15 protein-coding genes are annotated in these 14524 nt (G+C 63.5%); 3 read left to right on the forward strand and 12 right to left on the reverse strand.

Going from position 1 to position 14524, the window contains the following annotated elements; all coding sequences use genetic code 11:
- Nucleotide 1 precedes the first annotated feature (1 nt).
- A complete protein-coding gene (locus tag AC04SH_RS06440) occupies nt 2–1102 on the forward strand; it encodes an ABC transporter ATP-binding protein (RefSeq protein WP_488574398.1) in 1101 nt (366 codons plus the stop codon).
- Here AC04SH_RS06440 and AC04SH_RS06445 read toward each other — a convergent pair.
- From AC04SH_RS06445 to AC04SH_RS06490, 10 genes are all read right to left on the reverse strand, one after another.
- Nucleotides 1095–2681, reverse strand: coding sequence for an FGGY-family carbohydrate kinase (locus AC04SH_RS06445; protein ID WP_488574399.1), 1587 nt, complete (start codon nt 2679–2681; stop codon nt 1095–1097). The genes AC04SH_RS06440 and AC04SH_RS06445 overlap by 8 nt on opposite strands.
- Nucleotides 2678–3361: an HAD family hydrolase gene (locus AC04SH_RS06450; protein WP_488574400.1), complete on the reverse strand. Its 684-nt coding sequence runs from the start codon at nt 3359–3361 to the stop codon at nt 2678–2680. Before AC04SH_RS06450 ends, AC04SH_RS06445 begins: the two co-directional genes overlap by 4 nt.
- Nucleotides 3362–3372: 11 nt before the next feature.
- Nucleotides 3373–4851, reverse strand: a complete 1479-nt coding sequence (locus tag AC04SH_RS06455; RefSeq protein ID WP_488574401.1) for a mannitol dehydrogenase family protein — start codon at nt 4849–4851, stop codon at nt 3373–3375.
- 88 nt (nt 4852–4939) lie between these two features.
- Nucleotides 4940–5710, reverse strand: a complete 771-nt coding sequence (locus tag AC04SH_RS06460) for an L-iditol 2-dehydrogenase (RefSeq protein ID WP_488574402.1) — start codon at nt 5708–5710, stop codon at nt 4940–4942.
- On the reverse strand, nt 5707–6711 hold the full coding sequence (locus tag AC04SH_RS06465; protein WP_488574403.1) for an ABC transporter ATP-binding protein: 1005 nt from the start codon (nt 6709–6711) through the stop codon (nt 5707–5709). The genes AC04SH_RS06460 and AC04SH_RS06465 overlap by 4 nt, the downstream gene beginning before the upstream one ends.
- Nucleotides 6712–6763: 52 nt before the next feature.
- Entirely contained in the window at nt 6764–7588 is an 825-nt protein-coding gene (locus AC04SH_RS06470; RefSeq protein ID WP_112560002.1) for a carbohydrate ABC transporter permease, read from the reverse strand.
- Nucleotides 7589–7599: 11 nt separating this feature from the next.
- Entirely contained in the window at nt 7600–8472 is an 873-nt protein-coding gene (locus AC04SH_RS06475) for a carbohydrate ABC transporter permease (protein WP_112560001.1), read from the reverse strand.
- A 119-nt stretch (nt 8473–8591) separates the two neighbouring features.
- Nucleotides 8592–9902, reverse strand: coding sequence for an ABC transporter substrate-binding protein (locus AC04SH_RS06480; protein WP_488574404.1), 1311 nt, complete (start codon nt 9900–9902; stop codon nt 8592–8594).
- Nucleotides 9903–10138: 236 nt separating this feature from the next.
- Entirely contained in the window at nt 10139–10369 is a 231-nt protein-coding gene (locus AC04SH_RS06485) for a hypothetical protein (protein ID WP_477232086.1), read from the reverse strand.
- Between the two features lie 230 nt (nt 10370–10599).
- Entirely contained in the window at nt 10600–11508 is a 909-nt protein-coding gene (locus AC04SH_RS06490; protein WP_477232087.1) for a LysR substrate-binding domain-containing protein, read from the reverse strand.
- Nucleotides 11509–11618: 110 nt separating this feature from the next.
- On the opposite strand from AC04SH_RS06490, the gene AC04SH_RS06495 reads away from it, so the two are divergent.
- Entirely contained in the window at nt 11619–11804 is a 186-nt protein-coding gene (locus tag AC04SH_RS06495; protein ID WP_112559997.1) for a hypothetical protein, read from the forward strand.
- Nucleotides 11805–11827: 23 nt separating this feature from the next.
- Here the strand turns inward: AC04SH_RS06495 and AC04SH_RS06500 are convergent, their stop codons facing one another.
- On the reverse strand, nt 11828–12787 hold the full coding sequence (locus AC04SH_RS06500) for a sugar-binding transcriptional regulator (RefSeq protein WP_477232088.1): 960 nt from the start codon (nt 12785–12787) through the stop codon (nt 11828–11830).
- Between the two features lie 216 nt (nt 12788–13003).
- Here AC04SH_RS06500 and AC04SH_RS06505 point away from each other — a divergent pair, with 216 nt between their 5' ends.
- Nucleotides 13004–13636, forward strand: a complete 633-nt coding sequence (locus AC04SH_RS06505; RefSeq protein ID WP_488574405.1) for an HAD family hydrolase — start codon at nt 13004–13006, stop codon at nt 13634–13636.
- Between the two features lie 85 nt (nt 13637–13721).
- Here the strand turns inward: AC04SH_RS06505 and AC04SH_RS06510 are convergent, their stop codons facing one another.
- Nucleotides 13722–14489, reverse strand: a complete 768-nt coding sequence (locus AC04SH_RS06510; RefSeq protein WP_436257618.1) for a class II aldolase and adducin N-terminal domain-containing protein — start codon at nt 14487–14489, stop codon at nt 13722–13724.
- Nucleotides 14490–14524 lie beyond the last annotated feature (35 nt).

Consider the following 14524-nt stretch of genomic DNA (forward strand, 5'->3'; position numbering starts at 1 on the left):
CATGTCCGCAATCGTTTGCTCCCATGTCGACAAGGCGTACGGCGCCACCACCGTCATCCGCGATCTGAACCTCAGCATCGAGGAACATGAGTTCGTCGTCTTCCTCGGGCCTTCCGGCTGCGGCAAGTCGACCTTGCTGAGGATGCTGGCCGGGCTGGAGGATATCAGCGGCGGCGAGGTGTCGATCGGCGGCAGAGTGGTCAACGATCTCGAACCCGGCGATCGCGGCATCGCCATGGTGTTCCAGAACTATGCGCTCTACCCGCATATGACGATCTTCGACAACATCGCCTTCGGCCTCAAGCGGCAGAAGGTGCCCGCGGCCGAGATCCAAAAGCGGGTCGAGGCTGTGGCAAGGACGCTGGGCCTCGAACCTTACCTCGCCCGCAAGCCGACAGAGCTTTCCGGCGGCCAGCAGCAGCGCGTGGCGATTGCGCGCGCCATGATCAAGACGCCGAAGGTGTTCCTGTTCGACGAGCCGCTGTCAAATCTCGACGCCAAGCTGCGCAACCATATGCGGGTCGAGATCGCCCGGCTGCATCAGTCGCTGAAGACCACCACCGTCTACGTCACCCACGACCAGCTCGAAGCGATGACGCTGGCAGACCGCATCGTGTTGCTCAAGGACGGCGTCATCGCGCAGATCGGCTCGCCGGCGGAGATTTACAGGCAGCCGGGCAATCTGTTCGTCGCCGGCTTCATCGGCACGCCGAACATGAATTTCATCGACGTGGCGGTCGGTCGGAAGGACGACCGCTGGGCGCTGACCGGCGCCGGCACGACCTTTTCCATCGAAGGCTCCGGCTTCGACCTGCAAGGCGTCCATCGCGCGGTGCTTGGGGTCCGGCCTCCGGACCTGAAGACCGCCGACGCCGGGGACAGCACCAACCTCCTGCAAGGCACTGCCGATCTCATCGAGTTCCATGGCAATGACGCGCTGGTGACGTTCGCCTGCGGCGGCAAGGAGGTCAGCGCGCTGGTGCCGGCCCGCGAATGCCCGGTGTTGCGCGCGCCTGTGCGTTATACATTCGAGGAGGAGAGCGTCCACCTGTTCGACGCGACGTCCGGTGTATCCTTGCGCAGAGCGCAGAAGCCTAGCTGATCGCGTCGAGCGCCTGCCGCTGGCGGTGCATTTCGAGAAAGATCCTGTAGTCGCGGTCGAAGCGGTCGGATGCAGCCGGATTCGAGGCCCGCGTCCTGCCGCCTTGCTGCATGGCGACACAGGCGGCGTTCAGATCCGGAAACAGTCCGGCCGCGGTCGCGGCGACCATGCCGGTACCGAGCAGCACCGCTTCATCGGCCAGCGGCTCGATGACAGCGCAGCCGGTGGCGTCGGCATAGAGCTCCATCAACAGCGGGTTCTTGGTGTGGCCGCCGGTGACATGCAGCGTGTCGATGAGGTAGCCGTTCTCGTTCAGCGCCTCCAGCACATGGCGCACGCCGAGCGCGATGCCGACGGCGGTGCGCCAATAAAGCTTGCACAGGCTATCGAAGGAGGAATCCAACGTCAGCCCGCTGACCACGCCGACGGCGTGCGGATCGGCAAGCGGCGAGCGGTTGCCATGGAAATCCGGCAGCACATGCAGCCTGGCGGCGAGCTTGTCACCCTCGGTGGCGCGCAATTCGGCGACACGCCTGGCGATCTTGGCATGCATGGCGGCGTCCGGCTCGCCGCCGGCGCCGTGCCAGCGGATGATGTGATCGAGCAGCGCCCCGGTGGCCGACTGGCCACCTTCCGACAGCCAGAGTTTTGGAAGTGCTGCGCCATAGTACGGGCCCCAGACGCCGGCAAAGGGCTGCGGGTCGGGCGACATCGCCATGACGCAGCTTGAGGTGCCGGCGATCAGCGCCAGATGCCGGCCGATATTCTGTTGATCGCCGGCGAAGCCGCCAAGCACGCCGAGCGCGCCGGCATAGGCGTCGATGACACCGGCGCCGACCCGGCAGTTTTCGGTCAGACCAAGCTCAGCGGCTGCTTCCGCCGAGAGCGTGCCGATATCGGCGCCGACCGCACTCGCCTTCTCCGGCAGGTTGCCGTGTTCGAACAGATCGCCGAGCCCGACGGTCTCGAAGAAGTCGCGCCGCCAGCCGGTTTCTTCGTGCGCGAGATAGGTCCATTTGGCGGTCAGCGTGCATTGTGAACGCGCCAGCGAACCGGTCGCCTTCCAGGTCAGGAAATCGGTGAGGTCGAATAGATAGCCGGCTTCATGCCATGTGCCGGGCAGATTGCGCTTCAGCCACATCAGCTTCGGCGTCGCCATCTCCGGTGACATGACGCCGCCGATATAGTCGAGCACAGCATGGCCGCTTGCCGTGCATTCATCGGCTTCGGCGATGGCGCGATGGTCGAGCCAGACGATGGTGTCCCAGCGCCGCTCGCCCGTTACCGAGACACTGAGCTGGCCGCCATCCCTGTTCAGCACCACCAGCGAGCAGGTGGCGTCGAACGAGATGCCGACAATGTCTTGTGCCGCCACGCCTGCCTTTTCGCGCGCGGCGCGGACCGCGATGCACACGGCCGACCAGATATCCTGCGAATTGTGCTCGGCGTGATCGGCCTTCGGCTGGTTCATGACGATCGGATGCTCGGCGCGGCCGAGCAATGTGCCTGACGTGTCGAGAATACCCGCGCGGGCGCTCCCGGTGCCGACATCGACCGCGCAAACGAAGCTTTTCGTCAAGATGCTTTTACTCTCGCTCCCAGGCCTGCAATCAGATCGGGCAATTGCAGCATGTCCGCGAATATAAAGTCCGGTTCACTCGACGCAAGCAGCGCTTTCAAGGCGGGGTTGCCGGCGTGCGAACCGCCGGTGAAGGCAAAGACGCGCATGCCGGCTGCCCGAGCCGCTGATATGCCGGCCGGGCTGTCCTCGACGACGAGGCAATTGCTCGGATGGGCCCGCATCGAGGCGGCGGCGTGGAGAAAAAGGTCCGGCGCCGGCTTGCCGCGCGCGACCATGGCGGCGCTGAACAGATGCGGCTCGAGCAGGCCGAGCAGACCGGTGACGTCGAGCGCATAGCGGATGCGGTCGAGCGTGCCGGAAGAGGCGACGCAGCAAGGTACGCCGAGCCTCGGCAGGATGTCGCTGACGCCCGGTATCGGCTTCAATTCCTCGCGGAATTTGCGCATCAGTTCGACGCGCATGTCGGTCAGATGGCGGTCGGTGATGTCTATCGCGAATTCGCGGCCGAGAATTTCGCGCACGCTTTTCATGCTCTTGCCGAGGAAATGCTCGTAGGCGGCATCCTCGCTGACCGAGCCGCCGGCAGCCGCGATCATGCCGAGCAAAGCCGAGACCGACAGCGCCTCGCTGTCGACCAGCACGCCGTCACAGTCGAAGATGACCAGTTCGGGCGTCATTGCGGCTCGCGTCAGAGCTTGCCGGCGATGTAGCGCGTCAGCGTCGCGCGCGCTCCATTCGCCCACAGAACGTTGAGCGCATGGGCAAAGGCTTCGGCGAAGGGGGCTGCGCGGCCGACATCGCCATAGATGTCCTCCATCGCAAGCCAGGCGCCGGGCTTGTCCTTCGCCGCCCTGGCGGTTGCCTGCAGCCGGTCCCAGCTCGGATCGTTGGCCTCGATGACGCCGCCGCTGTCGGTGGTGCCGAAACAGTAGCGGCACCACAACGCCGATTCCAGCGCCAGACCCGCGACGCCCTTTCCGGCCTTCAGCCGGTCGGCGATGGTCGGGATGATGAATTTCGGCTGCCGGTTGGAACCGTCGAGGCAAAGCCGGCGGATGGTGTCGCCGATCTTGGGGTTCGAGAAGCGGTGCTCGATGAGCTGGTAATAATCCTCCAGCACGGTGTTAGGCACCGGCGGCACGGTCGGGATGATCTCGTCATGTTCGAGCTTGGCGAGGAAGCCGCGCACCAGCGGCTCCTGCATCGCCTCGTGGACGAAATGGATGTCCATCAGTCCCGCTGGATAGGCGATGGTGGCATGGCCGCCATTGAGGATGCGTATCTTCATCAGCTCATAGGGCGCAACGTCCTTGACGAACTGGACGCCGACCTTTTCCAGCGGCGGGCGGCCGTCGGTGAAATGATCCTCCAGCACCCATTGCTTGAACGGCTCGCAGAACACCGGCCAGTTGTCCTCGAGGCCGAACTCCGTGGCCAGGATGCCGCGCTCGCGATCGGAGGTGGCCGGCGTGATGCGGTCGACCATGCCATTCGGGAAGGCGACGTTGTCGCTGACCCAATTCGCCAGATCTTCGTCGATCAGCCGGGCCAGCCCAATGACGCCGTCCGAGGTGACATGGCCGTTGTGGGGGATGTTGTCACAGGACATGACCGTGAACGGCACGATGCCGTCGGCGCGGCGGCGCATCAGGCCGGCAAGGATGAGGCCGAACACCGTCTTCGGCGTCGTGCCGGCCTGCGCGTCGGCGACGATGTCGGGATGGGTCGGGTTGAACTTGCCGGAGGCCGGATCGATGAAGTAGCCGCCCTCGGTGATGGTCAGCGAAACGATCTTGATTGCCGGATCGGCAAGCTGGTCGATGATGGCATCGGCATCGCCGGGCGTCAGGAAGTCGATCATGACGCCAGTGACGCGGGCGCTCATATGGTCGGAATCCTGCTCGACCACGGTGGTCAGCCAGTCCTGCTCCTGCAGCTTGGAACGGCCGATTTTCTCGCCCTCGAAGACACCGGCGCCGATCAGCGCCCATTCATGGCCAATGCCCGCATTGAAGAGGTCGTCGAGATAGACGGCCTGGTGCGAGCGATGGAAATTGCCGACGCCGAAATGGACGATACCGGGTTTGAGCCCGGCGCGGTCGTATTTCGGACCGGCGACCTTGGCGGGGAGCTTGGCGAGGACGGAAGACGAGAGTTTCATGGTCATCTGCTTTTACCCTTTGGCCGGGCTGCGGCCTGCGTAATCTCGGCCTCTTCTCCCCGCGGAGGGACGGGGAGAAGAGTGCCTTCGCCCCTCAACTCATCCACTGGCCACCATCGACGTTGTAGGTCTGGGCGACGATGTATTCGGCGTCATCGCTGGCCAGGAACACGGCCATGCCGGTCAGGTCCTCCGGCTTGCCCATGCGGCCGTAAGGCACGCCCTCGCCGACCAGCCGCTTCTTCTCGCCCTTCGGCCGGTTCTCATACTTGGCGAACAGCGCGTCGACCTCATCCCACATATCGCTGTCGACGACGCCCGGCGCGATGCCATTGACGTTGATGCGGTGCTTGATCAGGTCGAGCCCCGCCGACTGGGTGAGCGAAATGACCGCAGCCTTGGTGGCGCAGTAGACGGCGACCAGCGGCTCGCCGCGCCGTCCGGCCTGGCTGGCGATGTTTATGATCTTGCCGCCCTTGCCGCGTGCGATCATTGAGCGGGCTGCGGCCTGCAGCATGAACAGCGTACCGGCGACGTTGACCGAAAACAATTTGTCGTAGCTCGCCTTGGTGATCTCGATGATCGGCGCCAGGTCGAACAAAGCGGCGTTGTTGATCAGTATGTCGAGGCCGCCGGTTCTTGTCTCGACCGCCTTGACCGCCGCCTCGATCGAAGCGAGGTCGGAGACGTCGAGCCTGACCGCATAGGCCTTGGCGCCAATCTCGGAGGTTGTCTTTTCGGCAGCCGCCAGATTGATATCGGCAATGGCGACGGTCGCGCCCTCGCGCACATAGGCTTCGGCGAAGGCCCTGCCAATGCCGCGCGCGGATCCGGTGATCAGCGCCGATTTGCCTTTCAGCCTCACTGCGTCAGCGCCTTTCCGTCGGGGCCGAAGCGATGCATCCGAACCTTGTCGGGCGTGAGGTAAATGGTGTCGCCGTGACGGACAGGCATTTCGCCGTCGGCGCGCACGGTCAGCGTGCCGACGCCATCGGCCTGGACGTGCAGGAAGGTGTCGGATCCCAGATGTTCGGCAACGCCAACAGTGGCTTTCCAGTCGCCCGCCGTGGTCGAGATGTTCATGTGCTCGGGACGGATGCCTATGGTCTTGGCGTTGTATTTGGCGGCCGGCGCGCCTTCGATCAGGTTCATCTTCGGCGAACCGATGAAGCCGGCGACGAACAGGTTCTTCGGCGACTTGTAGAGTTCCATCGGCGAGCCGACCTGCTCAATGTTACCGGCGTTGAGCACGACGATCTTGTCGGCCATGGTCATGGCCTCGATCTGGTCGTGGGTGACGTAGATCATCGTCGTCTTGAGCTGATGGTGCAGTTCGCTGATCTCGAGACGCATGGTACCGCGCAGTGCTGCGTCAAGGTTGGACAGCGGCTCGTCGAACAGGAAGGCCGAGGGCTGGCGCACGATGGCGCGGCCGATGGCGACGCGCTGGCGCTGGCCGCCGGAGAGCTGGCCGGGCCGGCGCTCGAGGTAGTTGGTGAGGTTGAGCACGCGGGCGGCGTCCTTCACCTTCTTGTCGATGGTCGCCACATCCTCGCCGGCCATCTTCAGCGGGAAGCCGATGTTCTTGGCCACCGTCATATGCGGGTAGAGCGCATAGGACTGGAACACCATGGCCAGCTTGCGCTTGGCCGGCGCCTCGCCGGTGACGTCACGGCCATCGATGTTGATGCTGCCGCCGCTGGTGTCCTCAAGGCCGGCGATGAGGCGCAGCAGCGTGGACTTGCCGCAACCCGACGGACCGACGAAGACGACGAACTCGCCATTCTCGATGACCAGGTCGAGACCCGGAATGATGACCGTCGATCCGAAATGCTTGGAGACGTTCTTGAGCGTGATGTTTCCCATGGTTTCCTCCCCGAGGGGTTATTTTTAGCCGGTTGCTTCAGGCAGTTTCGGTTTACTTCACGGCTCCGAACGTCAGGCCGCGCACCAGCTGCTTCTGGCTGAACCAGCCCATGATCAGGATCGGGGCGATCGCCAGCGTCGAGGCCGCCGAAAGCTTGGCCCAGAACAGGCCTTGCGGGCTTGAGAACGAACTGATGAAGGCCGTCAGCGGCGCGGCCTCGGTGGTGGTCAAACGGATGGTCCAGAACGCTTCGTTCCATGCCAGGATGATGTTGAGGAGCATGGTCGACGCTATGCCCGGCACCGCCATAGGGGTCAGCACATAGGCGATCTCGCCCCACAGGGTAGCGCCGTCCATGCGCGCCGCTTCGAGGATTTCGCCAGGGATTTCACGGAAGTAGGTGTAGAGCATCCAGATCACGATCGGCAGGTTGATCAGCATCAGCATGACCATCAAGCCGATGCGGCTGTCGAGCAGGCCGGTGTCGCGGAAGATCAGGTAGATCGGGAACAGCACCGCGACCGCCGGCATCATCTTGGTCGAGAGCATCCACATCAGGATGTCCTTGGTCCGTTTGCCCGGCGAGAAGGCCATCGACCACGCGGCCGGAACCGCGACGATCAGGGCCAGGATGGTCGAGCCCACCGAGAGCAGCACCGAGTTGAAGAAGAACTTGAAGTAGCCGCTCTGCGCCTGGACCTCGGTATAGCTCTCGAACGTCCCCGACGGGATCAGGGCGAAGCCCTGGATGGCCTCCTGCTCCGACTTGAACGAGGTGATGATCGTATAGAGGATCGGGAAGAAGATCAGCAGCGCGACGATCCAGGCGGCGCCGGTCGCAATGACCTTGTGTTGGGTGGTGACTGCACGTGCCATCGTATCCTCCCTTACTTGTCCAGGTTCTTGCCGACCGCGCGCATGGCGAAGAAGGCGACGATGTTGGCGAGAATGACGGCGATGACACCGCCGGCGGATGCCTGGCCGATTTTGAACTCCAGCAATGCCTTCTGGTAGACGAGGAAGGGCAGGTTGGTGGAGGCGTAGCCGGGGCCGCCATTGGTGGTGACCAGGATCTCGGCATAGACCGACAGCAGGAAGATGGTCTGGATCAGGATGACGACGGTGATGGCGCGCGACATGTGCGGCAGCGTCAGATAGATGAAGCGGCTGACGAAGCCGGCGCCGTCCATCTCGGCGGCTTCCTTCTGCTCACCGTCAAGCGACTGCAGGGCAGTCAGCAGGATCAGCGTGGCGAAGGGTAGCCATTGCCAGGCGACGATGATGATGATCGCCATCATCGGATGCTGCCCGAACCAGTCGATCGGTTGAGCCCCGAAGAAGCGCGCAATGTCGGCAAAGACGCCGTATTGCGGGTGCATGATCATGTTCTTCCAGACAAGCGCCGCGACCGGCGGCATGACGAAGAACGGTGAGATGACGAGGATGCGCACGATCCCCTGTCCCCACATCGGCTGATCGATCAAAAGCGCCAGCAGGATGCCGCCGATGACGGTGATCAGCAGCACGCTGCCCACCAGAACAAGCGTGTTGAGGATCGACTGCAGGAAGGCCGGGTTGGAATAGAACAGCGCGTAGTTGGAGAAGCCGACGAAGCCGTCGCGGATCGGATTGAGCGGATTGTACTGCTGGAAGGAGAACCACAGGGTGATGACCAGCGGCACGATCATCCAGACGAACAGCAGCACCACGGATGGCGCCATCATGAAACGGGCAAGCGAACGGGTCTGCTGAGTAGCCATGACGGTCACCCTTCAAGGTCAGCCAAATTTTCAAGTGTGTGAAAGAGGCCGCCCGAACTGGGATTCGGGCGGCCGTTGCCGGCCGGGAAGGCGGCCGGCAGTCGGCGCCGGGAGGAGCCTTACTTGATATAACCGCCTTCGGTCATCGTTGCCGTGGCGGCGTCCTGGGCCTGCTTGAGCGCATCGTCGACGCTCGACTGGCCGGCAAGCGCCGCCGAGAACAGCTGACCGACGGTGGTGCCGAGACCCTGGAACTCTGGGATGGCGACGAACTGGACGCCGACATAGGGCACCGGCTTGACGGTCGGATGCGTCGGGTCGGCGGCGTTGATGGAGTCCAGCGTCATCTTGGCGAACGGAGCCGCCTTCTGGTATTCGGCATTGGCGTAGAGCGAGGAGCGCGTGCCCGGAGGAACGTTGGCCCAGCCTTCCTTCGCCGCGACGAGCTCGGCATAGTGCTTCGAGGTCGCCCAGGAGACGAACTTCTGAGCCGCATCAGCCTTCTGCGTACCGGCGGGAATGGCCAGAGACCATGCCCACAGCCAGTTGCCGCGTTTGCCCAGACCGTTGTCGGGAGCAAGAGCATAACCGACCTTGTCGGCGACAGTGGAAGCTTTCGGGTCAGAGACGAATGAGGCAGCGACGGTGGCGTCGATCCACATGCCGCACTTGCCCTGCTGGAACAGCGCCAGGTTTTCGTTGAAGCCGTTGGACGAGGCGCCCTCAGGCCCGTCGGCCTTCATCAGGTCGACATAGAACTGCAGCGTGTTCTTCCATTCCGGCTGATCGAACTGCGGCTTCCAGTTTTCGTCGAACCAGCGTGCGCCGAAGGAGTTCGACATGGCGGTCAGGAAGGCCATGTTCTCGCCCCAGCCGGCCTTGCCGCGCAGGCAGACGCCGTTCACGCCATTGGCGCGGTCAGTCATCTTGTCGGCGGCCTGCTTGATGAAGTCCCAGGTCGGGGCATCGGGCATGGTCAGCCCTGCCTTCTCCATCAGGTCCTTGCGGTACATGACGAAGGAGCTTTCGCCATAGAAGGGCGCGGCATAGAGCTTGCCGTCGACCGACAGGCCGCCGGCGATGGCCGGGATGATGTCCTTGACGTCATAGTCGTCGCCGAGCTTGTCGAGCGGCAGCAGCCAGCTCTGCTTGGCCCAGATCGGAACCTCGTAGGTGCCGATGGTCATCACGTCATACTGGCCACCCTTCGTGGCGATGTCGGTGGTGACGCGCTCGCGCAGCACATTCTCTTCGAGCGTGACCCAGTTGAGCGTGATGTCGGGGTTAGCCTTGGTGAAGTCGTCCGTCAGCTTCTGCATGCGGACCATATCGCCATTGTTGACGGTGGCGATGGTGATGGATTCGGCATGCGCGGCGAAAGCGAAAGCGCTGGCCGACAACAGGCCCAGAGTGAGCGTGCGAAGTTTCATCAAATTCCTCCCATGAACCAAGATGAGCATTTGCCTTGGTGCTGAGCAATTACTCACTTGGCTTTAATTATGTCAAGCCGGATTCGATGCTGCAGCGCAGCACGCGAGGGCGCCGCGCGGCGTCGGGTAGGGAGAGAATATTGAATGGATTGCGAGGGTAGCTGTCGGGCGCGATTACCAGACCGGCTTGATGCCAGCCATCGCAACCCCATCAATCATGGAGCTAGGGCAAACCCTCAGCCGTGGGCCGGATAGCTTCCGACGGAATATTCGAAAACTCCGCCATCGCGGGTTTGCTTGGCTCTGGTCAGCGTTTCCGTCACCCGGATCCAGTTGGGTTCGTCCTTGCGCAGCCTGACTTCCCGGCCGATTGCCTTTGCGGCAGCTTGAAACGGCGCGAATGCTTCGATGACGTGCGTCACGCGCACGGTGTTGTTTTCGACTTCTTCGACGCGATAGACTTTCATCAGCCCGCTGATCGATCCTGTTTTCAACTTGCACAGGATTGATCCCGTTCAATTGGGCCGCCACAAGCACGAGCCCAAGCCGGACAGGCGATATCGACAGTGTTTTTCTCAGGCTTGGTTAACCGGGCTGCCCGATAGCCTGCTTGTCCCCAAAAAGCGAAGCTTTCGTGGATCTGCGACTCGACCTTGCAGAGTTCGCTCCCGGAATCATTCCGCGAATCGCTCGGGCCTTATGCGCAGGCGATCTCGGCCAGGATCCAGTCACGGAAGGTCTTTATCTTCGGCACGTTGCGGCGGGCTGTCGGGTAGACCAGCCAATAGGCGTGACCGTCGTCGCCAACCAGGTCGAAGGGCTGGATCAGGCGGCCGGCGGCGAGCTCGGTCTTGAACAGTGCCGTGGTCAGGATCGCCACGCCATGGCCGGCGATCGCCGCATTCGCCTCATAAGCCTGCGCGCCCATGCTGGTTCCGGTGCGATTGGCAAGTTCGTCCGCCGGCACGCCGGCAAGGGCGAACCATTCCCGCCACCATATGTCGCCGGGATCGAGAATGGGCAGTTTGAACAGGTCGGCCGGTTCGTGAACGCCACCAATGCTGGCGGCGAGCGCCGGGCTCAGCACCGGGGTGAAATCGGCCTTGAACAGAAGGTGCGTTTCCACCCCCGGCCATTTGCCGCTGCCGGAGCGGATGGCGATGTCCACGTCCTCGCGGGTGAAATCGATGACCCTGTTAGACGTGTCGACGCGCACCGCCAGCGACGGGTGCGACAGCTGGAAGGAGCCGAGGTGCTGCGCCAGCCAGTTCGAGGCGAAGGTCAGCAGCGTCGACACGCAAAGCACGCCATCGGCGCCGCCGCGCGCGGCCGAATAGGCGCTGCTGATCAGACTGAACGCCTCGCTGACGGCGGGCGCCAGGCGCTGGCCGGGTTCGGTCAGCACGATCTGGCGCGGCTGGCGCAGGAACAGCGGCGAGCCGATGCGCTCTTCCAGCAGCTTGATCTGATAGCTGGCGGCGGCCTGGGTCATGCCCAGTTCCTCGGCGGCCTTGGTGAAGGAGAGATGCCGCGCGACGGCTTCGAACACCCTGATGGCCTGCAGCGGCGGCAGTTGGGCAAGCTGTGGTGCCTTGAGTTCGGGCATAAGCCCTCCTTATGGGTCATGATCGACGTTTGATTGGAAGCAGGAGCCGATCAGACCGATATCTGGTGTGGACGATCAATCCAGCTCAAGCATAGCGGAGACTGAAGATCATGACCACGGTACAGGAAAGACTGCATTCTACCCCGGCACAGAGCTGGTTTTCCGTGCTGGCGCACGAATTTTCCCAGCTTGTGAACCGCAAGCGCGGCTATGTCGACGTCAGGGACCTGTCGCCGCATCTGCAGCGCGACATGGGTTTCCTCGATGGCAACGACGTTGGCGGGCGGCATAAATAGCCGTGCCGATTTTTATCGCCAGCTCAGGCGCCGTCGAGCAGGGCCGTGGCGGTCCGCTCGTCGGTGATGAGGCCGTTGACCAGCCGCCGGTTCACCGCCGCCAGAATGCCCGGCAGCTTGCGCTCGCCCATGGCGAGCGCAATGACGAGCGATTTTTCGCGTGACGGCAAAGCGGCCGACGATACCCGGTCGTTGGTGATGCCCTCGATCATGCGGCCTTCCCGGTCGAACACCCAGCCGACGATCTCGGCGACGCCGCCGGCCTTTTGCAGCGCCTTCAATTCACTTTCCGAGATGAAGCCGTCCTCGTAGAGCGGCGCCTTCGGGCCGAGATCGCCAATGCCGACAAAGGTGACGTCGGCTTCCGCTGCGAGCGCCAGCGTCGGCTGGATCATCGGCTGGGCGAGCAGCATCTCACGCTCTTCCGGCGACGAGGCGATGACCGGCAGCGGCATCGGGAACGAGCGCGCCTTGACCCTGTCGGCCATGGTGAAGATGACGTTGTAGAAGGCGGCAGAACCGTCGGGCGAGATGTTGCCGGTCAACGACACCACCTTGTGCTGCGAGCATTCCATCGGCGGCAATTGCTCGATCGCCGCCTTCAGCGTGCGGCCTGTGCCGATGGCCATGACAATCGGCGTCGGCGACCTGAGCCGCCGCTCGATCTCGGCGGCCGCCGCCTCGGCAATGCCGATCGTGGTCGAGGACGAGGTCGGATCGCTCGGCACCACTTCGACCAGGTCAAGCGCGAAGCGCGACCTCAACCGCGCGGCGAGGTCGAGGCAATTGGCGATCGGGTGGTCGACACGCACCTTGATCAGCCCCTCCGATACTGCGAGCGATACCAGCCGCTGCGCAGTCTGCCGGGAAATGCCGAGCGTGGTGGCGATCTGGTCCTGCGTGTTGCCGGCGACATAGTAAAGCCAGCCGGCGCGCGCCGCGTCGTCCAACCTGTTGCTGCCGCCGTCCTGCCGCGAATTCAAAGTCTGCCTCCCGAGACCCCGCCCTCTTGGGCGAAGCGTCATAGTCTTGCAGGGAATGGTCCGGCGCGCAATTGTCTATCGAGAGGGCAATTGCTTGCCGCGTTGACCCGATTGCGACGAGGCAATCGCCCCAGCCAAAAATCGCAGGCAAAGGGCTTCGGCGGTTTATCTCCCGGTACAAACGCTTTAAGGGGATCGGCAAAAGGAGCCTCGCGCATGACGCCGAAAGCGGTTTTCTGGGATATGGACGGCACGCTGGTCGACAGTGAGCCGCTGCATGAAGCCGCCCTGGTGGCGGCGCTGCGCAGCGTCGGCATCGCGCCGCCGATCAACCTGCATGAGCGGGTGCTGGGCATCGCCGCCGGACCGGTCTACGAGATGCTGCGCAGCGAGTTCGGCCTCGACCTGCCCTTCGACGACTGGATCGTGCGCAAGTATGACCACTATCTGCCGATGGCCGAGACGCTGAAGCCGCGCCCCGGCGCGATCGAAGTGTTCAACGCACTGCGCGCCCTTGGCGTGCAGCAGGCGGTGGTGTCCAATTCGGACCGGGTGATCGTCGACGCCAATCTGAGCGCGGTCGGCCTGATCTATCCGGGCATGCGCACGATCAGCCGCAACGATGTGCGCGAAGGCAAGCCGCATCCCGAGCCCTTCCTGCGCGCCGCGTGGCTGGCCGGGGTCGATCCTGCGGATTCGGTGGCGATCGACGACAGCGTGACCGGCGCCACATCCGGCCTGGCGGCGGGGATGCGGACGATCTTCTGGCCGGAAGCGCCGATGGAGGGACCGCCGGGCGCTGTTGTGATCAACAGCGCGGCAGAGTTGCGGGCTCAGTTGGGACTCTGAGCGGCCCCCTTCTCCCCGTCACTATACGGGGAGAAAGTGGCTGTGTTGATGGTTTCGCCAACTACCGGCGTTGCGAAATGATCGCTCAGCTCCGGTAAACCGGCTCCTCCTCGTCGAGGATCGCCTTGAGCTCGGCAAGGTGGCGCTCGGCCTGGCCAGGATAGTCGTCCATCTCGCTGGCGGCCTTCTCGGCAATCGCGTCGGACAGCGTGCGGAGCGGACGGCCGGTCCACAGCGCCTTGATGTAGGTTTCGGCGGCGCGCTCGAAATAGAACATGCGGTTGAAGGCATCGGCGACGGTATCGCCGATGACCATCACGCCGTGATTGCCCATCACCATCACCTTGACCTTGGGGTCGGTGAGCAGCTGTGAGCAGCGCTCGCCCTCTTCCTCAAAGGCCAGCCCGCCATAATGGGCGTCGACGACGTGGCGGTTGAAGAACATCGCCGAGTTCTGGTCGATCGGCGGCAGGGTCGAGTCGGCCAGCGACGCCAGCACGGTGGCGTGGATCGAATGCACATGCATGGCGCAGCGCGCATGCGGGACGTTGCGGTGGATGGCGCCGTGCAGGCCCCAGGCGGTAGGGTCGGGCGCATTCGGGCCGGACAGTGTCTCGGGATCGTTGGCGTCGATCAGCAGAAGGTCGCTCGCCTTGATGCGCGAGAAATGCACCTGGTTGGGGTTCATGAGGAATTTCGTGCCGTCCTCGTTGACCGACAGCGAAAAATGATTGGCCACCGCCTCATGCATGTTGAGCCGCGCGGTCCAACGGAAGGCAGCGGCGAGATCGACGCGCTCTTCGTAGTAAGGCAGGTTGGTCAGCGTTTCCTTCTGCAGGCGGGCGATGCTCATCTGAAACCTCCGTTTTCGAGAGAATGCCGCGCCCG

The organism is Mesorhizobium sp. CNPSo 4688, from assembly GCF_057784295.1.

Excerpts from the sequence above, each read along its gene's own strand:
- AC04SH_RS06440 (WP_488574398.1), top strand. The coding sequence starts at position 2 with ATGTCCGCAATCGTTTGCTCCCATGTCGACAAGGCGTACGGCGCCACC.
- AC04SH_RS06450 (WP_488574400.1), bottom strand. The coding sequence starts at position 3,361 with ATGACGCCCGAACTGGTCATCTTCGACTGTGACGGCGTGCTGGTCGAC.
- AC04SH_RS06455 (WP_488574401.1), bottom strand. The coding sequence starts at position 4,851 with ATGACCATGAAACTCTCGTCTTCCGTCCTCGCCAAGCTCCCCGCCAAG.
- AC04SH_RS06465 (WP_488574403.1), bottom strand. The coding sequence starts at position 6,711 with ATGGGAAACATCACGCTCAAGAACGTCTCCAAGCATTTCGGATCGACG.
- AC04SH_RS06470 (WP_112560002.1), bottom strand. The coding sequence starts at position 7,588 with ATGGCACGTGCAGTCACCACCCAACACAAGGTCATTGCGACCGGCGCC.
- AC04SH_RS06475 (WP_112560001.1), bottom strand. The coding sequence starts at position 8,472 with ATGGCTACTCAGCAGACCCGTTCGCTTGCCCGTTTCATGATGGCGCCA.
- AC04SH_RS06480 (WP_488574404.1), bottom strand. The coding sequence starts at position 9,902 with ATGAAACTTCGCACGCTCACTCTGGGCCTGTTGTCGGCCAGCGCTTTC.
- AC04SH_RS06485 (WP_477232086.1), bottom strand. The coding sequence starts at position 10,369 with ATGAAAGTCTATCGCGTCGAAGAAGTCGAAAACAACACCGTGCGCGTG.
- AC04SH_RS06490 (WP_477232087.1), bottom strand. The coding sequence starts at position 11,508 with ATGCCCGAACTCAAGGCACCACAGCTTGCCCAACTGCCGCCGCTGCAG.
- AC04SH_RS06495 (WP_112559997.1), top strand. The coding sequence starts at position 11,619 with ATGACCACGGTACAGGAAAGACTGCATTCTACCCCGGCACAGAGCTGG.
- AC04SH_RS06505 (WP_488574405.1), top strand. The coding sequence starts at position 13,004 with ATGACGCCGAAAGCGGTTTTCTGGGATATGGACGGCACGCTGGTCGAC.
- AC04SH_RS06510 (WP_436257618.1), bottom strand. The coding sequence starts at position 14,489 with ATGAGCATCGCCCGCCTGCAGAAGGAAACGCTGACCAACCTGCCTTAC.